The sequence below is a fragment of the Streptomyces sp. NPDC050164 genome (assembly GCF_044459945.1).
GTDB classification, from domain to species: Bacteria; Actinomycetota; Actinomycetes; order Streptomycetales; family Streptomycetaceae; genus Streptomyces; species Streptomyces coeruleorubidus_A.
The window spans coordinates 138,233-156,825 of sequence record NZ_JBITJK010000017.1; the positions used below are offsets into that span (position 1 = coordinate 138,233).

The 18,593-nt window shown below is 72.4% G+C and carries 16 protein-coding genes; 4 read left to right on the forward strand and 12 right to left on the reverse strand.

Going from position 1 to position 18,593, the window contains the following annotated elements; genetic code table 11:
• Positions 1–54: 54 nt before the first annotated feature.
• Positions 55–249 carry a DUF3046 domain-containing protein gene (locus ACIBNA_RS23140; protein WP_399167027.1) on the reverse strand — a complete coding sequence of 65 codons (195 nt, stop codon included), beginning with the start codon at positions 247–249 and terminating at the stop codon, positions 55–57.
• Between the two features lie 80 nt (positions 250–329).
• On the opposite strand from ACIBNA_RS23140, the gene ACIBNA_RS23145 reads away from it, so the two are divergent.
• Positions 330–1,274 carry a hypothetical protein gene (locus ACIBNA_RS23145; RefSeq protein WP_399167028.1) on the forward strand — a complete coding sequence of 315 codons (945 nt, stop codon included), beginning with the start codon at positions 330–332 and terminating at the stop codon, positions 1,272–1,274.
• On the opposite strand, the gene ACIBNA_RS23150 is transcribed toward ACIBNA_RS23145, so the two are convergent.
• From ACIBNA_RS23150 to ACIBNA_RS23160, 3 genes are read right to left on the reverse strand one after another with little or no spacing between them, the layout of a single operon-like run.
• Positions 1,275–1,586, reverse strand: a complete 312-nt coding sequence (locus ACIBNA_RS23150; protein ID WP_399167029.1) for an AzlD domain-containing protein — start codon at positions 1,584–1,586, stop codon at positions 1,275–1,277.
• Complete coding sequence (locus ACIBNA_RS23155; protein ID WP_399167030.1) at positions 1,583–2,305, reverse strand: AzlC family ABC transporter permease; 723 nt, start codon at positions 2,303–2,305, stop codon at positions 1,583–1,585. Before ACIBNA_RS23155 ends, ACIBNA_RS23150 begins: the two co-directional genes overlap by 4 nt.
• 22 nt (positions 2,306–2,327) lie before the next feature.
• Positions 2,328–3,158 carry an AraC family transcriptional regulator gene (locus ACIBNA_RS23160; RefSeq protein ID WP_399167031.1) on the reverse strand — a complete coding sequence of 277 codons (831 nt, stop codon included), beginning with the start codon at positions 3,156–3,158 and terminating at the stop codon, positions 2,328–2,330.
• A gap of 294 nt (positions 3,159–3,452) precedes the next feature.
• Here ACIBNA_RS23160 and ACIBNA_RS23165 point away from each other — a divergent pair, with 294 nt between their 5' ends.
• The 3 genes from ACIBNA_RS23165 to ACIBNA_RS23175 are packed head-to-tail and all read left to right on the forward strand — an operon-like array spanning position 3,453 to position 10,057.
• Positions 3,453–8,378 (forward strand): ATP-dependent helicase, encoded by a 4,926-nt coding sequence (locus ACIBNA_RS23165; protein ID WP_399167032.1) that lies wholly within the window; start codon positions 3,453–3,455, stop codon positions 8,376–8,378.
• Positions 8,379–8,432: 54 nt separating this feature from the next.
• Entirely contained in the window at positions 8,433–9,260 is an 828-nt protein-coding gene (locus ACIBNA_RS23170) for an Fpg/Nei family DNA glycosylase (RefSeq protein ID WP_399167033.1), read from the forward strand.
• Between the two features lie 32 nt (positions 9,261–9,292).
• A complete protein-coding gene (locus tag ACIBNA_RS23175; RefSeq protein WP_399167034.1) occupies positions 9,293–10,057 on the forward strand; it encodes an SDR family NAD(P)-dependent oxidoreductase in 765 nt (254 codons plus the stop codon).
• Here the strand turns inward: ACIBNA_RS23175 and ACIBNA_RS23180 are convergent.
• The 8 genes from ACIBNA_RS23180 to ACIBNA_RS23215 all read right to left on the reverse strand — a co-directional run bounded on the left by ACIBNA_RS23180 (position 10,020) and on the right by ACIBNA_RS23215 (position 18,550).
• Positions 10,020–10,361: a hypothetical protein gene (locus ACIBNA_RS23180; RefSeq protein WP_399167035.1), complete on the reverse strand. Its 342-nt coding sequence runs from the start codon at positions 10,359–10,361 to the stop codon at positions 10,020–10,022. The two genes, ACIBNA_RS23175 and ACIBNA_RS23180, sit on opposite strands and share 38 nt — an antisense overlap.
• Before the next feature lie 175 nt (positions 10,362–10,536).
• Complete coding sequence (locus tag ACIBNA_RS23185; protein ID WP_399167036.1) at positions 10,537–11,007, reverse strand: Dps family protein; 471 nt, start codon at positions 11,005–11,007, stop codon at positions 10,537–10,539.
• A gap of 222 nt (positions 11,008–11,229) precedes the next feature.
• A complete protein-coding gene (locus ACIBNA_RS23190) occupies positions 11,230–11,610 on the reverse strand; it encodes a helix-turn-helix domain-containing protein (protein ID WP_003993396.1) in 381 nt (126 codons plus the stop codon).
• A 109-nt stretch (positions 11,611–11,719) separates the two neighbouring features.
• Positions 11,720–12,265 (reverse strand): CinA family protein, encoded by a 546-nt coding sequence (locus ACIBNA_RS23195; RefSeq protein ID WP_274820215.1) that lies wholly within the window; start codon positions 12,263–12,265, stop codon positions 11,720–11,722.
• A complete protein-coding gene (pgsA, locus tag ACIBNA_RS23200) occupies positions 12,262–13,134 on the reverse strand; it encodes a CDP-diacylglycerol--glycerol-3-phosphate 3-phosphatidyltransferase (RefSeq protein WP_399167037.1) in 873 nt (290 codons plus the stop codon). Before pgsA ends, ACIBNA_RS23195 begins: the two co-directional genes overlap by 4 nt.
• On the reverse strand, positions 13,131–14,609 hold the full coding sequence (gene rimO, locus ACIBNA_RS23205; RefSeq protein ID WP_399167038.1) for a 30S ribosomal protein S12 methylthiotransferase RimO: 1,479 nt from the start codon (positions 14,607–14,609) through the stop codon (positions 13,131–13,133). Before rimO ends, pgsA begins: the two co-directional genes overlap by 4 nt.
• Before the next feature lie 93 nt (positions 14,610–14,702).
• On the reverse strand, positions 14,703–15,551 hold the full coding sequence (locus ACIBNA_RS23210; protein ID WP_399167039.1) for a helix-turn-helix domain-containing protein: 849 nt from the start codon (positions 15,549–15,551) through the stop codon (positions 14,703–14,705).
• Between the two features lie 263 nt (positions 15,552–15,814).
• Positions 15,815–18,550: a DNA translocase FtsK gene (locus tag ACIBNA_RS23215; RefSeq protein ID WP_399167040.1), complete on the reverse strand. Its 2,736-nt coding sequence runs from the start codon at positions 18,548–18,550 to the stop codon at positions 15,815–15,817.
• Positions 18,551–18,593: the final 43 nt, after the last annotated feature.

The following is an 18,593-nucleotide window of genomic DNA, read 5'->3' on the forward strand; positions in this document are numbered from 1 at the left end:
CGTCTGCCCGCCCGCGATCTTCGTGGGCCCTCGGTCAGCGGTCTCCACGACGGGTCAACGCTTCTCCCTCGGCACGTCCATCACCGCGCACACCACCTGCCAGACCTCCTTGGCGTCCCAGCCGGCGTCGAGCGCCTCGTGGACGGTGCGCCCGCCGAGATCCGACATCACATGGTCGCGTGCGAAGGTGTCGGCGTAGCCCAGACCGAAGTGCTCCGCCATCCGCTCCCAGAAGACCGTCAACCGCATGGTGCCAGTATCCCGCTCCTGAGGGTGGGCCTGAGCCGGGACCGCCTGCCGGCACCGTTTTCCGCCCTACCGTCTGAGCCATGGCCGAAACAGGAGCTCCCTCACTCCCCCAGTCGCCCCCGCCGCTCACCCCCGTGGCCCGCGCGGAACGCTTCGTCTGGCTCACCGCGCGCGTGCTCGAGCAGCGCCTCTTCGCCCACCATTTCCTCGGCGGCGCCGCCGACCCGGTGGAGACCGCCCTGGACGCCTACCGCAACGAGGACGGCGGGTACGGCCACGCACTGGAGCCCGATCTGCGCGGCCCGGTCAGCCAGCCGCTGCACACCGCCCACGCCCTGCGCGTCCTGGACGCCGTGGGACGCTGCGCCGGACAGCGCGTGGAACGCATGTGCCGCTACCTGACGTCCGTGTCCACGGCGGACGGCGCCCTCCCGGCGATCCACCCGAGCCAGCGCGGCTACCCGACGGCCCCCTTCGTGCCGGTCGTGGACGACCCGCCCAGCGCTCTCCTGGCCACCGGGCCGGTGGTGGGGCTGCTGCACCGCAACGAGGTGTGGCACGCCTGGCTGTTCCGGGCCACGGACTTCTGCTGGCAGGCGGTCGAGTCCCTGGAGAAGTCCCACCCGTACGAGATCGAGGCCGCCGTGGCCTTCCTCGACTCCGCCTCGGACCGCCCGCGCGCGGAGGCGGCCGCCGACCGCCTGGGCCGCCTGGTACGCGCACACCGCCTCGCGGCCCTGGATCCCGACGACCTGGACTCGTATCCGGTCTCCCCCGGCTATGCCCCGGGCGAGCACCACTTCCCGCACGACTACGCGAGGACACCGCGGTCGCTCGCACGCGCGTGGTTCACGGACGACGAGATGGCACGCTCCCTGGACCACCTCGCGGCCCAGCAGCAGGAGGACGGCGGCTGGCCCGTCCGATGGCGCCACTGGGCCCCGGCGCCCGCCCTGGAGGCACGCCCCGTGGTGACGGTCGAGGCCCTGCGCACGCTCCGGTCCCACGGCCGCCCCGTCGGCTGATCACCCCACGCCCAGGGCCCGCACTCCTGCGGTCACCAGCACGCCCGCCGCGACGACGAGCAGGAACGGGGCGCGCAGGACCAGCGCCAGGGCCGCGGCTGCGAGCCCGGCGGCCCGCGCGTCCAGCACCAGTGCCTGTCCGTCGGCGAAGGTCTGCTGGGCCGTGAGGGCCGCCAGCAGCGCGACGGGCAGCAACACGGCAAGGCGCTTGACGACGGGCCGCTCAAGAGCCCCGGCGGGCACCAGCAGCCCGGCCAGCTTGACGGCGTAGCACCCGAGGACGGTCACACCGATCGCGATCCAGACGTTCACCCCTCGTCCCCCTGTCCCTTGCGTCGGCCGTCCGCCCAGAGCACGACCGGCGCCCCCAGCGCGGCTGTCAGAACCGGCACCCCGGCGGGCAGCACGGGCAGCAGCCCGAGCCCCAGCAGCACGGCGAGCCCGGCGACGGCCCGCTCGGTGCCGGTCTTCAGCATCGGCGCGAGCAGCGCCAGGAACACCGCGGGCCCCGCGGCGTCCAGCCCCCACGCGTCGGTGTCCCCGATGGCCCCGGCGCCCAGGGCCCCGAGCAGCGTGGTGAGGTTCCACAGCACGTACAGGCTCAGCCCGGTCACGACGAACCCGATCCGCGCCCCGCGCCGCGTGGGCTGGGCCAGCGCGACGGCGGTCGTCTCGTCGATCACCCACTGGGCGGCGATCGGCCGCACCGCGCGCGGGAGTGCCAGCAACTGCGACAGACGCAGGCCGTAGAAGGCGTTCCGCACGCCCAGGAAGAAGGCCCCGGCAGCAGCCGTGAACGGGCCGCCACCGGCCGCGAGGGCTCCCACCAGGGCGAACTGGGACGCCCCGGTGAACACCAGCAGACTGAGCGCGCACGTCTGCATCAGCGTGAGTCCGGCGCCGGCCGACGTCACCCCGAAGGCGAACCCGGAGAGCCCGACGGCCACCCCGACGCCCAGGGCGTCCCGCACGACGGCCCGGTCCGCCTTCTCACCGGTCTCTGTATCTGTGAGAGCTGTCCGATCTGCCACGCCCGCACGCTACGGGGAGCCGCTACCGCAGGTCTTGTACGTTCTTGCGCTCCCGCTGGTAGGCCCCCGGGGGCACACCGACCATCCGGCTGAAGTGCCGGTTGAGATGCGGCTGATCGGTGAATCCCACGGCCACGGCGACCTCCGAGGGCGCCGTCCCCAGGTCCAGCAGCTGCCGCGCCCGCCGTACCCGCGCATCCGTGAGCCACGCGTGCGGCGGCATCCCGTAGGTGTCCCGAAAGGCCCGCAGCAACGCGAACGGACTGGTCCCGAGCTCGGCCGCCAACCGCTCCAGGCTCGGCGGCCGCGCCATCCGCTCTTCCAGAACCGCACGCGCGCGTGCCGCGATCCGCGCCCCCGCCGTCCGCACCTCCCGCCGCGGCATGGGCCCACCGTTCAGCCGCAGCAACCTGGTCACGGCGACTCGCAGCAGCGTGTCCGCGGCCAGCGCGTCGCCCTCGTCGGCAGCCCGCAGCACCTGATGCACCAGCCCGGCGGCATACAGATCATCCACCACCGGGCTGACGAACCCCGGCGTCCCCCGCAGCGTCGTGGTCTCGGCCGCGATCTCCGCCACCACCTCCACGGACGGATACACGGCCCCGTACCGCCACCCCTCGGGCACACCGGCCCGCCCGGTATGCGGAGTATCCGGATTCACCAGCGCGAGCGCCCCGGCCCCCGCGTACTGATCGCCCCCACCGTGGTGAAACACCTCCACCCCGTCGGCGATGGCAGCGATCACGAAGTTCTCGTGCGTATGCCGCACGAACGTCTTCCGCACATACCGGGCCAGCAGCAGATCCACCCCGGGCAGGTCGTCGTACTGCCAGTGCCGCGCGCGCTCAGTCATACGACGATTGTCCGCGCAACGGGCCGCGCACCCCCACGGCCCGCACCCGCGTACGCACGGAAGGGGACGTGTCGGGGGGTGTCCGCCCGCGGCGGTTGCGCGTCAACGGACAGTGAGTCGGTACGCGACCCCATCGCGCCGTTCCGAGGACGGACACCCCCCCGACGCGCCCCGACCCACCATCACCGCGCAGGCGTGACACAAGCCCCCACCAAGCCGCACCGGCCGCCGCGTGCACCCCCGGCCCAACCGCCGGAGGCACCCGTTGTCAGTGGCGAGGTGCACGATGGACGCATGGCCAGCCACGCACACCGAGCCCTGGACACCTTCTCGCCCGCGACCCGCGCCTGGTTCACGGGCGCCTTCTCCGCGCCCACCACCGCCCAGGCCGGCGCATGGCAGGCCATCCACCAGGGCTCGGACGTGCTGGTCGTCGCCCCCACCGGCTCCGGCAAGACCCTGGCCGCCTTCCTCGCCGCCCTGGACCAGCTCGCCTCAACCCCTCCCCCCGCCGACCCCAGGAAGCGCTGCCGGGTCCTGTACATCTCCCCCCTGAAGGCCCTGGCGGTGGACGTCGAGCGCAACCTCCGCAGCCCCTTGACCGGCATCCGCCAGGAGTCCGTGCGGATGGGCCTGCCCGAGCCCGAGGTCAAGGTGGGCATCCGCTCGGGCGACACGCCCGCCGCCGAGCGCCGCGCCCTGTCCACCCGCCCGCCGGACATCCTGATCACCACCCCCGAATCACTGTTCCTGATGCTGACCTCGGCCACGCGCGACGCGCTGACCGGCGTGGACACGGTGATCCTCGACGAGGTGCACGCGGTCGCCGGCACCAAGCGCGGTGCCCACCTCGCGCTCTCCCTGGAGCGACTGGACGACCTCCTCCCGAAGCCCGCCCGCCGCATCGGCCTCTCCGCGACGGTCCGCCCGGTCGACGAGGTGGCCCGTTTCCTCTCGCCCCGAGGCAAGGTGGAGATCGTCCAGCCGGAGTCGGGCAAGGAGTTCGACCTCTCCGTGGTCGTCCCGGTCGAGGACCTGGGCGAGCTGGGCGGCTCCCCGGTGGCGGAGGGCTCGGAGGGCGCCGAGCGCCCGTCGATCTGGCCGCATGTGGAGGAGCGGATCACCGACCTCGTCCAGTCCCACCGCTCCACGATCGTCTTCGCGAACTCCCGCCGCCTCGCGGAGCGCCTGTGCAACCGCCTGAACGAGATCGCGTACGAACGAGCCACGGGCGAGACCCTCGACGAGCACCACTCCCCCGCCGAGCTCATGGGCGGCTCGGGAGCCGCCCAGGGCGCGCCACAGGTCATCGCCCGCGCCCACCACGGCTCGGTGTCCAAGGAGCAGCGTGCCCTGGTCGAGGAGGACCTCAAGGCCGGCCGCCTCCCCGCGGTCGTAGCCACGTCCAGTCTCGAACTGGGCATCGACATGGGCGCGGTCGACCTGGTGGTCCAGGTCGAATCACCACCCTCGGTGGCCTCCGGCCTGCAGCGCGTCGGCCGGGCGGGCCACCAGGTGGGCGCGGTCTCCACCGGCGTGGTCTTCCCCAAGTACCGCGGCGACCTGGTCCAGGCGGCGGTGGTCACCGAGCGCATGCGGACCGGCGCGATCGAGTCCCTCAGGGTCCCCGCCAACCCGCTGGACGTCCTGGCCCAGCAGATCGTCGCGATGACGGCCTTGGACACCTGGCAGTTCGACGACCTCCTCGCCGCCGTCCGCCGGGCGGCCCCGTTCGCCTCGCTCCCCGAGTCCGCCTTCACGGCGGTCCTCGACATGCTGGCCGGCCGCTACCCGTCCGACGCCTTCGCCGAGCTGCGCCCGCGCGTGGTGTGGGACCGCGTCACCGGCGAGATCACGGGCCGCCCCGGCGCGCAGCGCCTCGCCGTCACCTCCGGGGGCACGATCCCCGACCGCGGCCTCTTCGGCGTCTTCCTCGCGGGCGCCGATCCCAAGAAGGGCGGCGGCCGGGTCGGCGAACTCGACGAGGAGATGGTCTACGAGTCCCGCGTCGGCGACGTCTTCACGCTCGGCACCAGTTCCTGGCGCATCGAGGACATCACCCGCGACCGCGTCCTGGTCTCCCCGGCCCCGGGCGTACCGGGCCGACTGCCCTTCTGGAAGGGCGACCAGCTGGGCCGCCCGCTGGAACTGGGCCGGGCGGTGGGCGCGTTCCTGCGCGAGGTCGGCTCACTGCCCAAGGACGACGCCCGGCTCCGCCTCCTCGCCGCCGGCCTGGACGCCTGGGCGGCGGACAACGTGCTCTCGTACCTGGACGAGCAGCGCGAGGCCTGCGGACACGTCCCGGACGACCGGACGATCGTCGTTGAGCGCTTCCGCGACGAGCTCGGCGACTGGCGCGTGGTCGTGCACTCCCCCTTCGGCGCCCAGGTGCACGCCCCCTGGGCCCTCGCGCTCGGCGCGAAGCTCTCCGAGCGCTACGGCATGGACGCGCAGGTCATGCACGCCGACGACGGCATCGTGCTGCGCCTGCCGGACGCCGACCTGATGGGCCTGGACCTCCTCGACCAGGAGCCGGTCAAGATGGGCCGGGAGTACGAGGCCGAGCAGGCACCGGTCGGCGCGGCGGACGTGGTCTTCGACAAGGGCGAGGTCGACCAGGTCGTCACCGACCAGGTGGGCAGCTCGGCCCTGTTCGCGTCCCGGTTCCGCGAGTGCGCCGCCCGCGCCCTGCTGCTGCCGCGCCGCAACCCGGGCAAGCGCACACCGCTGTGGCAGCAGCGCCAGCGCGCCTCCCAGCTGCTGCAGGTGGCGAGCGAGTTCGGCTCGTTCCCGATCGTCCTGGAGGCGGTCCGCGAGTGCCTCCAGGACGTCTTCGACCTGCCCGGACTCGTCGAGCTGATGGGCGACCTGGAGTCCCGCAAGGTGCGCCTCGTCGAGGTCACCACTGCCGAGCCGTCCCCCTTCGCGCGCTCCCTCCTCTTCGGCTACGTCGCCCAGTTCCTGTACGAGGGGGACTCACCGCTCGCCGAGCGCCGGGCCGCTGCCCTGTCGCTGGACTCACGGCTGCTGGCCGAGCTGCTGGGCCAGGCGGAGCTGCGCGAACTGCTCGACGCGGAGGTGCTGACGGAGCTGGAGCGGGAGCTTCAGTGGCTCACCGAGGACCGCCGCGTCAAGGACGCCGAAGGCGTCGCGGACATTCTCCGCCTCCTCGGCCCACTCACGGACGCGGAGCTGGCCGAGCGGGGCGCCGAACCGCACTGGGCGCAGGAACTGGCCGGTGCCCGCCGCGCCATCCGGGTCCGGATCGCGGGCGGGGACCACTGGGCGGCGATCGAGGACGCGGGCCGGCTGCGCGACGCGCTGGGCACCGCCCTGCCAGTCGGCGTCCCCGAAGCCTTCACGGAGCCCGTCAAGGACCCGCTCGGCGACCTCCTCGCGCGCTTCGCCCGCACCCACGGCCCGTTCACCTCGACCGCGGCGGCGGCCCGCTTCGGCCTGGGCGTGGCCGTCACCGAGGGCGCCCTCCAGCGGCTGGCCGCGGCGGGCCGGATCGTCCAGGGCGAGTTCCACCCGGCCGGAATCGGCCAGGAGTGGTGCGACACGGCCGTGCTGCGCCGCCTGCGCCGCCGCTCCCTGGCCGCCCTGCGCCATGAGCTGGAGCCGGTGCCGCCGGCCGCACTCGCCCAGTTCCTTCCCCAGTGGCAGCACATCGGCAAGGCTCACTCCCTGCGCGGCGTCGACGGCCTGGTGCGCGCCATCGAGCAGGTGCAGGGCGCGTCCGTGCCCGCCTCCGCCCTGGAGAAGCTTGTCCTGCCCTCCCGCGTCGTGAACTACAACCCGGCCATGCTGGACGAGCTCACCGCCGCCGGAGAAGTGGTCTGGGCCGGGGCGGGCTCCCTCCCCGGCAAGGACGGCTGGGTCTCCCTCTACCTGGCGGACGCGGCCCCCCTGCTCCTGCCGCCCCCGCACCCCTTGGAGCTGACCGCCCTCCACCAGTCCGTCCTGGACGCCCTCTCCGGCGGCTACGGCCTGTTCTTCCGCCAGATCGCCGACCAGGTCCGCGCCACCACCCACCCCGACGCCACCGATCCCCAACTGGCCGACGTCCTCTGGGACCTGGCCTGGTCCGGACGCCTGACCAACGACACGCTCGCTCCCATGCGCTCCCTGCTCGGCTCGGGCCGCACGGCCGGCTCCACGGCCCACCGCGCCAAGCGCACGGTCCCGCGCGGCCGCTACGGCTCCCTGACGGCCGCGGCCCGCCCCGCCGCCTCCCGCTCCGGCCCACCGACGGTCGCAGGCCGCTGGTCCCTGCTCCCGGCCCACGAGCCGGACCCCACGGTGCGGGCCCACGCCCTCGCCCGCACGCTCCTCGACCGTCACGGCGTGGTGACCAGGGGCGCGGTCTCGGCGGAGGGCGTCGAGGGCGGGTTCTCGGCGACGTACCGCGTCCTGTCCGCCTTCGAGGAGAGCGGCCAGGCCCGCCGCGGCTACGTGGTGGAGGGGCTCGGCGCCGCACAGTTCGCGATGGACGGTGCCGTGGACCGCCTGCGCGCGGTGTCCAACGCCCGTGATCGCGGCGAGGACCTGCCCGGCCCCCCTCCGGACCCCGGCCCCGACCCGTTCCCCGCCCATGACTTCGCCGGACAGGACGACCCACTCCCTTCCAACGACCACCCCGACGGCCCCGGCCCCGACGGCTTCCCCGGCTTCGGCCCCGCCTACGTCACCCCGGCCCCCCAGCCGTCCCGGGACGAGTACGTCTCCCCCCGGGACTACGCCCCGCAGGGCACCCCGCCCTGGCAGAACGGCGGACGCGCAGCGTACGGCCCCGGCTTCCCGGGCCACCGCACCCGCCCGGATCCCGCCTCCCGGGCCGTCGTCCTCGCCGCCGCCGATCCGGCGAACGCGTACGGCGCCGCCCTGGCCTGGCCCGAGCCCCCGACCGGCGCCGGGCACAAGCCGGGCCGCAAGGCGGGCTCCCTGGTGGTCCTCGTAGACGGTGAGCTGACGCTCTACATGGAGCGCGGCGGCAAGACCCTGCTGGCCTGGACCACCGACCTGGACGGCGACCCCACCGACGACCTGCGCCTCCACACCGCCGCCGAGGCACTCGCCGCAGCCGCCCGCGCGGGCTCCCTCGGCACGGTCACGGTGGAGCGCGTCAACGGCGCCCAGGCCCTGACCTCCCCCATCGGCACCCTCCTGGAAGGAGCGGGCTTCATCGCGACCCCCCGAGGCCTCCGCCTGCGCGCCTGATCACCACACCGCCCGCGACCGACCAGCAGCCCCACCCCGTGCCACCCTTGACGCATGCCCGAAGGCGACACGGTCTGGCAGACCGCGAGGCGGCTGCACAGCGCCCTCGCGGGCAAGGTGCTGACCCGCAGCGACCTCCGGGTGGCCCGGCTCGCCACGGCCGACCTCACGGGCCGCGCGGTCCTGGACGTCACCCCGCGCGGCAAACACCTCCTGACCCGCGTCGAGGGCGGCCTGACCCTGCACTCCCACCTGCGGATGGACGGCTCCTGGAAGGTGTACGAGAACGGCCGGCGCTGGAGCGGCGGCCCCGGCCACCAGATCCGCGCGATCCTCGGCAACACCGACCACACGGCCGTCGGCTACCGCCTCCCTGTGCTGGAACTGCTGCGCACCACCGACGAGCACCGCGCGGTCGGCCATCTGGGCCCCGACCTCCTGGGCCCGGACTGGGACCCCGAAAGGGCCCTCGCCAATCTCCTCCAAGACCCCGCCCGCCCCCTCGGCGAGGTCCTGCTCGACCAGCGCAACCTCGCCGGTATCGGCAATGTCTACAAGAGCGAGCTGTGCTTCCTGCTCGGCGTCACCCCCTGGCTCCCCGTCGGCGAACTGCCCGCCGAGCGCGCCGCCCAGCTGCCCGCGCTCGCCAGGAAGCTGCTGGAGACCAACCGCGACCGCCCGATCCGCAGTACGACGGGCCGCCGCGGCCAGGACCTCTTCGTGTACGGCCGGGCTCCCCGTCCCTGCCTGCGCTGCCACACCTCCGTCCGCGTCGCCGACCAGGGCGACGGCTCCCGCGAACGCCCCACGTACTGGTGCCCCGCCTGCCAGCCGGGCCCCGCCCCGGCCGCTTCCCCGACCCGGCGAAGCCGCACCAATTGACGATCCGTCAGAAACGCTCGTACGGTCCCTGTATGCCCGTCACGGCGTACGACCTCACCGGCCGCACCGCGTTCGTCACCGGCGCCGCGAGCGGCATCGGCCGTGCCTCGGCGCTCCTGCTCGGGGAGGCGGGCGCCATCGTGCACTGCGCGGACCGTGACCCCGAGGGCCTGCACGAGACGGCGACCCTGATCAAGGCCGGCGGCGGCACCGCCCGCACCCACGATCTCGACGTCACCGACCGCGCCCGGCTGAGGCAGGCCATCGCCTCCTGCGAACACCTGGACGTCCTGGCCGCGATCGCCGGGATCATGCACAGCAGCCCGGTGCTGGAGACCCGGGACGAGGACCTCGACCGGGTGCTCGACGTCAACTTCAAGGGAGTGCTGTACGCCTGCCAGGAGGCGGCCCGCCTGATGATCACCCGGGGCACCGGCGGCAGCATCGTCACCATGGCTTCAGGTGCCGTCGACACCGGCGGCCCCGGCCTGCTCTGCTACGGCGCGGCCAAGGCGGCGGTGGTCCAGCTGACCAAGACCCTCGCGACCGAGGTGGGCCGGCACGGCATCCGCGTCAACGCGGTCGCACCGGGCTGGATCCGTACCCCCATGACCGACCGCCACGACAGCGAGGCCCAGGCCCACGCCGAGGCCGTCATGGCCCGCATGTCACCCCTGAGCCGGGTCGGCACCCCCGAGGACATCGCCCACGCGGTCCTGCACCTGGCATCCGACGCCTCGGCCTTCACGACAGGCCAGATCATCCGCCCGAACGGCGGTGTGACGATGCCCTGGTAAGGCACACGCGTCCCCCCGGGTAGCGACCCCCACGCCCCCGGCGCAACCCGCCCCGCCGCGACACCACACCCCGACCCCCGGCCCCCCACACCCTCCGCCATCGCCCCGTACCAACCACCCCGTCGGCCCGCCCCTTCGGCACGCAATGCACCGGCAGCACACTCAGCCCCCACCCCCCGGCCGCCAGCGTCGCCTCCAGCACCCCAGCCCCGGGCGCGACCGCCAGCCGCAGCACCGCCCACCACCACAGCGCCCCCAGCCCCAGCACAGCTCCGCGGGCCCCCCAGTGCCCTATCCCCGCCACGGCCGCCACCTCCAGCCCGACGCTATTCGGCCGCTCGGGCCGCAGGACAGGGCGCACCAACGGCACACAGGCGCACCGCGCACCCCACTGCGCCGGGCTGCGGAACCGCGAGCCGCGAAACCCCGAGCGGCGGACTCTCCGGTCGGCCCGTCGCCCGCTGCCGCGCCCGCTCCGATCACCCGTTCTCGGCCTGGAACATCCAGTGATGCTTCTCCAGGTCCGCCGTGATCCCAATGAAGATGTCCTGGCTCACCGGATCCGGCTCACCGGTCGCCGCGACCCGCTCCCGCATCCGCGTGATCACCGCGCCCAGCGCCTCGACGAGCGCCCCCACGGCGGTCGTGTCGTCGACCCACCCCTCGGGGGTCACACCGATCCCGCTGCCGACGGCGACCGTCGCGGCACGCCCGTCCGGCGGGATCCCGAGCGCCGCGGCGCGCTCGGCCACGGTGTCGGAGTGCTTCCGCGCGGTGTCGACGACCTCGTCGAGCTGGAGATGCACGGAACGGAAGCGCGGCCCCACCACGTTCCAGTGGATCTGCTTGGCCACGAGGGCGAGGTCCACCAGGTCCACGAGGGCGCCCTGCAACGCCTCGGACACGGTCTTCAGGCTCGCGTCGGACAGCGGGCTCTTCACGACGTACATCCGCACCTCCGTTGGCTGCCCCCCGCCATCCCCTCAACGATGACCGCCGCACGCCCCACCGGCAAACGCAAATAAATCGGGCATAACTCTGCCCGGCAGTCTGCAGGCAAGCGAAAACCCCGACCGACACCCCTCCGGATCTCCCGGAGAACCCCGGCCGGGGCCTCACCAGTCTCGGCGCCTGGTCAGCGCCGCTCGTTCATGCCACGCACGCGCGGAGCGTCACGCGGCGACGACGTCCACCGCCTCGGCGGGCGCCTTGATCGTCACCCGTTCCGGTGGCACACCGGTCACCGAAACGGAACCCAGCATCGGGCGAACCGGCGTGGGCACAGGTTCGCTGGGGGTGGCCGCAGCGGACTGGGCCAGCTCGGCAAGGGCGAGTTCGTCGCTCACTTCCCGCATGAGCTCGGACATCCGTACGTCCAGCGCGTCGCAGATGGCGGAGAGCAGTTCGGAGGAAGCCTCCTTCTGCCCCCGCTCCACCTCGGAGAGATAGCCGAGTGAGACTCGGGCGGACGAGGAGACTTCGCGCAGAGTACGGCCCTGGCGCTGGCGCTGCCGACGCAGCACGTCACCCAGCAGGCGACGGAGCAGAATCATCGGTGGCTCCCTCCTCGGACCGCGTAGCCGCATCCATTACGCCCCACCGTACCGCCTTGCGCCGCGGCCGTGCGGGGAGCGATGTCGTGTTCACTCAGGGCTGCAAACATCAAAACCCCCCGTTCCGTTCCGTATCCTGTGCCCGCTCATTCCCAGTCTGTTCGCCCGCAAGCTCCTCCAGGAGCAGTGCGAGTACGCTCCGTACACTCTCTCTACGAATTTCCTCGCGGTGGCCGTTCAACCGCAGACCCTCCACTTTTCCGCCGCCGGCAGAACCGGAATCGGCCCTCAGGGGTCCGTCCACGGCGACGAAGACCGTCCCGACGGCCTGTCCGTCCTGCGGCTCGGGGCCCGCGACACCGGTGGTCGCGATGCCCCAGTCCGCGCCGAGCGCCTTGCGCACTCCGGCCGCCATCTGGGCCGCGACCTGCGGATCCACCGCTCCTCGCGCCGCCAGCAGGGTGGTGTCGACACCCAGCAGTTCATGCTTCAGTTCGGTCGCGTAGGCCGTCACCGAGCCCCGGAAGACCTTGGACGCCCCGGGGACGGATGTGATCTCCGCCGCAACGAGGCCACCGGTCAGCGACTCCGCGACGGCAAGCGTCCTGCCCTTCACCGTGAGTAGTCGCACCACGTCGGTGGCCGTGGAACTCACGCTTCCTTCTCCTCCAACGCGGCCTTGCGCTCGGCGATTCCCCGCCTGCGCAGCACAATGGCCTGTTTCACATAGTCGAGCCCGGTCACCACGGTCAGAACGACCGCCGCGGCCATCACCCAGAACCGCAGGGTGGCCAGCCACCCCGTCAGCGCCAGCACGTACATGCCCACGGCCACGCCCTGGGTGAGGGTCTTGAGCTTGCCTCCGCGGCTGGCGGGGATGACGCCGTACCGGATGACCACAAAACGCAGGAGGGTGATCCCGAGTTCCCGCCCGAGGATGACGCCGGTCACCCACCACGGCAGATCGCCGAGCGCGGACAGACAGATCAGCGCCGCCCCCATGATCGCCTTGTCGGCGATGGGGTCGGCGATCTTCCCGAAGTCCGTGACCAGGTTGTACGTGCGCGCCAGGTGACCGTCGAAGAGGTCGGTGATCATGGCGATGGCGAAGGCCGCCCAGGCGAGGGACCGCCACGCCGGGTCGTACCCGCCGTCCGCGAGCATCAGCGCGACGAAGGCCGGTACGAGGATCAGCCGGAGCATGGTCAGGAGGTTGGCGACGTTCCAGACGCTGGCCTGGTTGACGGCCGCGGCCGCCAGCTTCCCGCCCCGCGCGGGCTTGCCGTCGTCCTGCGCGTCGACGACGGCGCTCTCCGAACCGTCACCGGCGGCCGCCGCACTGTCACCCGTCCCGGACGCCGCGCCATGCCGTGCACCAGGCGTCGCACCGGGCTCTCCGCCCTCGGCCGACCGCGCGGCCCCACGGCCCATCGCGGTCCCGGGAACCTTCCCCGAGGCCGCACCGGCCGCTGTCCTCCTCGCGCCGGAGGAGCCTCCCGCCGCGGATGCCGGAACACCGGTCATCTGCCCGCCTCCTCACTCGCCGGCGACGCGAACGAGCCCTCAAGCGGCTCGGCCACCAGGTCGACACCCTCGGTACCGACCACCTTCGCCTCGACCATACGGCCGCTGCTCAGACCCGCGCCGCTCGTGAGCAGCACCTGGCCGTCCGTCTCGGGCGCCTGGTGCGCCGCGCGGCCGTACACGCCCTCCTCGTCGTCGACGGACTCGACGAGCACGTGCACCGTCTGGCCGACGCGATCCTCGGCGCGCTGCGAGACGAGTTCCTCGGCCAGCCGCGAGACGCGGGCCAGCCGCTCGGCGACGACGTCCTCGTCGAGCTTGTTCTCGTAGGTCGCCGCCTCGGTGCCCTCCTCGTCGGAGTAGCCGAAGACACCAATGGCGTCCAGCCGTGCGCCGTTCAGGAAGCGCTCCAGCTCGGCGAGGTCGGCCTCGCTCTCGCCGGGGAAGCCGACGATGAAGTTGGAGCGCACGCCGGCCTCGGGCGCCTTGCCGCGGATCGTGTCGAGCAGCTCCAGGAACCGGTCGGTGTCGCCGAAGCGGCGCATCGCCCGCAGCACGCCGGGCGCGGAGTGCTGGAAGGACAGGTCGAAATAGGGCGCGACCTTCGGGGTCGACGTCAGCACGTCGATCAGGCCCGGCCGCATCTCCGCGGGCTGGAGGTAGCTCACCCGGACCCGCTCGATGCCGTCCACCTCGGCGAGCTCGGGCAGCAGCGACTCCAGCAGGCGGATGTCGCCGAGGTCCTTGCCGTAGGAGGTGTTGTTCTCGGAGACCAGCATGATCTCCTTCACGCCCTGCTCGGCCAGCCAGCGCGTCTCGTTCAGCACGTCGCTCGGGCGGCGGGAGATGAAGGAGCCGCGGAAGGACGGGATGGCGCAGAAGGAGCAGCGCCGGTCGCAGCCGGAGGCGAGCTTCACGGAGGCGACCGGGGAGCCGTCCAGACGGCGGCGCAGCGGCGCACGCGGTCCGGAGGCCGGAGCGAGGCCCTCGGGAAGGTCGACCGGGGCGTGCCCGGGCAGTGCGACCGCGGTGGCCGACTCCTGCCGCTCGGCCGGGCTGATCGGCAGGAGCTTGCGCCGGTCGCGCGGGGCGTGCGAGGCGTGGATGCCGCCGTTGAGGATGGTCTGGAGCCGGTCGGAGATGTCCGTGTAGTCGTCGAATCCGAGCACACCGTCTGCCTCGGGGAGGGCCTCGGCGAGTTCCTTGCCGTACCGCTCGGCCATGCAGCCCACCGCCACGACGGCCTGGGTTCTGCCGTGTCCCTTGAGGTCGTTGGCTTCCAGGAGGGCGTCGACGGAGTCCTTCTTGGCGGCCTCGACGAAGCCACAGGTGTTCACGACAGCGACGTCCGCGTCCTCGGCGTCCTCGACGAGCTGCCAGCCGTCCGCCTCCAAACGGCCTGCGAGCTCCTCCGAGTCCACCTCGTTACGGGCGCAGCCAAGGGTGACGAGTGCGACGGTACGGCGTTCAGGCATGGGCTCAAGAGTACTTCGTCCCGCTGACACCCCACGTCGACGGGGTTGGCCGTTTCCCGGCCAACCCCGCAGTGACTGCACGCTCCGGGCCGGTTACCCGGCCTCGGGGTCGCCCTTGGTGTAGGTCAGGCGTTCCACCGAGCCGGGCTTGAAGTCGTCCTTGATCTTCTTGCCGTTGACGAAGAGGTCGATCGCACCGGCGTCCCCGAGGACGAGGTGCACCTTCGAGCTGTCCTGGAAGGTCTTGGTCTCGCCCTGCTTGAGGAATCCGTCGAAGATCAGCCGGCCGTTGTGGTCCTTGGCGGCGATCCAGCTGCGGCCGTCGGCGGCGGCCACCTGGACCGTCACCTTGTCCCGGGGCGCGGCGGCGATGGCACTGTCGGACGCCTCGGGCTTGGGGCCGGTGGGCTTCTTGGTCTTGGGGGTCGGGGAGGTTGAGTCGCTGGGCGTGGAGCCCTCGGCCACGTTCGCCTCGCCGGCGCTGTCGTCGGTGCCCTGGAACATGGTGAACCCGACGAAACCGATCACGACGACGATCGCGGCGACCATCGCGGCGGTCCAGTTGGGTCCCCGCCGCTCCGGACGGATGCGTTCCGCCTCGAACAGGGGAGCTGCCGGGGTCGGTGCCGGGCGCCCGCCGTGCTCGTCGCCGTACTGGTCGAGCAGCGGCGCGGGGTCGAGGTGGACAGCCTTGGCCAGGGTCCTGATGTGCCCTCGGGCGTAGACGTCCCCACCGCAGGCGGTGAAGTCGTCCGCCTCGATGGCGTGCACGATGTTCATGCGGACCCGGGTGGCGCTACTGATGTCGTCGACGGTCAGCCCAGCGGCGATGCGCGCCTGCTGAAGGGCACGGCCGATGGAGGGGCGGGCTTCCTCGCGGTCTTCTTCGACGCGCTCGTCTTCGAACGGACGCTCGTCTTCAGGGGAGTTGCCGATGGACACGGGGGCGCCTTTCGAGCGTGTAGCCGCCTGTGCTGGAGGTTCAGTCTAGGGGGGGTACAAAAGGGTGGGGCAACCGGGCGGTGGCACTTTGTACGCCATCGGAATGGCCCGACATTCCGATGGTGGAGAAGCTGCTTATCGCTTCCCTCAACTTGACGTACGCCGTAGGGAAACGGTTGCTCGATGACCCCTTACGGGTGAGTCACGATCCGGACACCCGATTGCAGTACGACTCGGCGAGGCGACCGGCGTGTCCCGCTTCCCTACCCTTCAGACTCCCCCCGGATCAGCGCGAGCACGCCATCCAGCTCGTCAGGCTTCACAAGAACGTCACGAGCCTTCGAACCCTCGCTCGGTCCGACGATGTTCCGGGATTCCATCAGGTCCATCAGCCGCCCGGCCTTGGCGAAGCCGACGCGCAGTTTCCGCTGGAGCATGGACGTCGATCCGAACTGCGTGGAGACGACCAGTTCGGCCGCCTGGCACAGCAGGTCGAGGTCGTCGCCGATGTCCTCGTCGATCTCCTTCTTCTGCTTGGTCCCGACGGTGACGTCGTCCCGGAAGACGGGCGCCATCTGGTCCTTGCAGTGCTGGACGACGCCCGCGATCTCCTCCTCGGTCACGAAGGCGCCCTGCATACGGGTCGGCTTGTTGGCGCCCATCGGCAGGAACAGCCCGTCGCCCTTGCCGATGAGCTTCTCGGCGCCCGGCTGGTCGAGGATGACCCGCGAGTCGGCCAGCGACGACGTGGCGAAGGCCAGCCGCGACGGCACGTTCGCCTTGATCAGGCCGGTGACGACGTCGACCGACGGCCGCTGTGTGGCGAGCACGAGGTGGATGCCGGCCGCACGCGCGAGCTGCGTGATGCGCACGATCGCGTCCTCGACGTCCCGTGGCGCGACCATCATCAGATCGGCGAGCTCGTCGACGATGACCAGCAGGTACGGGTACGGCTGGAGCTCGCGCTCGCTGCCCTCGGGCGGTTTGACCTTGCCCTCGCGCACGGCCCGGTTGAAGTCGTCGATGTGCCGGTAGCCGTAGGCCGCCAGGTCGTCGTAGCGCAGGTCCATCTCGCGCACGACCCACTGGAGCGCCTCCGCGGCCCGCTTGGGGTTGGTGATGATCGGTGTGATCAGGTGCGGGATGCCCTCGTAGGCGGTCAGTTCGACCCGCTTGGGGTCGACGAGGATCATCCGGACGTCCTCGGGGGTCGCCCGCATCATGATCGAGGTGATCAGGCAGTTGACGCAGGACGACTTTCCGGAGCCGGTGGCGCCGGCGACCAGCATGTGCGGCATCTTCGCCAGCGAGTGCATGACGTAGCCGCCCTCGACGTCCTTGCCGAAGGCGACCAGCATCGGGTCGTCGTCCTCCGCGGACTCCGCGAGCCGCAGTACGTCACCGAGGTTGACCATCTCGCGGTCGGTGTTGGGGATCTCGATGCCGACCGCGGACTTGCCGGGGATCGGGCTGATGATCCGCACGTCCGGGCTGGCGACGGCGTAGGCGATGTTCTTGGCCAGCGCGGTGATCCGCTCGACCTTCACGGCGGGGCCGAGCTCGATCTCGTAGCGGGTGACCGTCGGCCCGCGCGTGAAGCCGGTGACGGTGGCGTCCACCTTGAACTCGGTGAAGACGTTGGTCAGCGCGGCGACTATGGCGTCGTTGGCGGCGCTGCGCGCCTTGCCCGGGCCGCCGCGCTCCAGCAGGTCGAGCGACGGCAGCGCGTACGTGATGTCCCCGGACAGCTGGAGCTGTTCCGCGCGCGGGGGAAGGTCGCGGGGCTTGGCGGGCGGGGACTTGGTGAGGTCGCGGACGCCCGCCTTCGGCCTCCCCTGCTCGGGCTTGTCCTCCTTGAGCTTCTCCTGCTGCGGCCGGGCGGCCGGGACGGGCGTCGGCGTGGTCGCCTCGCGGTCCCCGACGGTCACGCCCTGGGTGAGGTCGGCGACGATCGGCGAGGGCGGCATCCCGTGCAGCACGGCCCCGTCGAGCGCGGCGGCGGCCGCCGCGGCGACGTCCACGGCGTCCATGGGCCGGTCCATGTCGGGCTGCGGCACGGCGGACCGCCGGGGACGGCCGCGGCGCCGGGAGAGGGCCTCCTGCTCGGCGCTGTCCGGGTCGTACGCCGCGGGCGCCGGCGTGCGCCTGCCGCGCGGCCGGGCGGGCAGCGCCTCACGCCACTGCTCCTCGTAGCGCTCGTCGTCCTCCCCGAACTCGTCCTCGGCCGGGTCGCGGACGATCCCGAGCCGCACCCCGAGCTGCCGCAGCCGCTGCGGGATGGCGTTGACGGGGGTGGCCGTGACGACCAGCAGTCCGAAGATCGTCAGCAGCACGAGCAGCGGCACGGCGAGCATGTCGCCCAGGGCGTACGACAGCGGGGTCGCCACGGCCCAGCCGATGAGACCGCCGGCGTCCCTTATGGCCTGCATGCCGTCGCCGCGGGCGGGTGAGCCGCAGGCGATGTGGACCTGGCCGAGCACGCCGATGACGAGCGCGGACAGGCCGATGACGATCCGTCCGTTGGCCTCGGGCTTCTCCGGGTGGCGGATGAACCGCACGGCGATGACGGCGAGCAGGATCGGCACGAGCAGGTCGAGCCGGCCGAACGCGCCGGTCACCAGGATCTCGACCAGGTCGCCCACGGGGCCCTTCAGGTCGGCCCAGGTGCCCGCGGCGACGATCAGCGCGATGCCGAGCAGCAGCAGGGCGACGCCGTCCTTGCGGTGGGCCGGATCGAGGTTCTTGGCGCCCTGCCCTATGCCGCGGAACACGGCGCCGACGGCGTGTGCGACCCCGAGCCACAGGGCGCGCACGAGCCGGTAGATGCCCCCGGTCGGGCTCGGAGCCGGTTTGGGCGCGGCCTTCTTCGCCGCGGTCTTCTTGGCGGGCGCCTTTTTCGCTGGAGCCTTTTTGGCAGCGGCCTTCTTCGCCGGAGCCTTCGCCGAACCGGCCGCCTTCTTCGCGGGCGGCTTCTTGGCTGCGGAGGGACGTGAGGCCATGGGTGTGAGGTTACCGGGGGAGACGACAAGGGACACGTGTGCC

Coding starts and splice junctions, on each gene's coding strand:
- ACIBNA_RS23190 (WP_003993396.1), bottom strand. CDS start 11,610: ATGATTCTGCTCCGTCGCCTGCTGGGTGACGTGCTGCGTCGGCAGCGC.
- ACIBNA_RS23140 (WP_399167027.1), bottom strand. CDS start 249: ATGCGGTTGACGGTCTTCTGGGAGCGGATGGCGGAGCACTTCGGTCTG.
- ACIBNA_RS23175 (WP_399167034.1), top strand. CDS start 9,293: ATGCCCGTCACGGCGTACGACCTCACCGGCCGCACCGCGTTCGTCACC.
- rimO (WP_399167038.1), bottom strand. CDS start 14,609: ATGCCTGAACGCCGTACCGTCGCACTCGTCACCCTTGGCTGCGCCCGT.
- ACIBNA_RS23165 (WP_399167032.1), top strand. CDS start 3,453: ATGGCCAGCCACGCACACCGAGCCCTGGACACCTTCTCGCCCGCGACC.
- pgsA (WP_399167037.1), bottom strand. CDS start 13,134: ATGACCGGTGTTCCGGCATCCGCGGCGGGAGGCTCCTCCGGCGCGAGG.
- ACIBNA_RS23145 (WP_399167028.1), top strand. CDS start 330: ATGGCCGAAACAGGAGCTCCCTCACTCCCCCAGTCGCCCCCGCCGCTC.
- ACIBNA_RS23185 (WP_399167036.1), bottom strand. CDS start 11,007: ATGTACGTCGTGAAGAGCCCGCTGTCCGACGCGAGCCTGAAGACCGTG.
- ACIBNA_RS23160 (WP_399167031.1), bottom strand. CDS start 3,158: ATGACTGAGCGCGCGCGGCACTGGCAGTACGACGACCTGCCCGGGGTG.
- ACIBNA_RS23215 (WP_399167040.1), bottom strand. CDS start 18,550: ATGGCCTCACGTCCCTCCGCAGCCAAGAAGCCGCCCGCGAAGAAGGCG.
- ACIBNA_RS23170 (WP_399167033.1), top strand. CDS start 8,433: ATGCCCGAAGGCGACACGGTCTGGCAGACCGCGAGGCGGCTGCACAGC.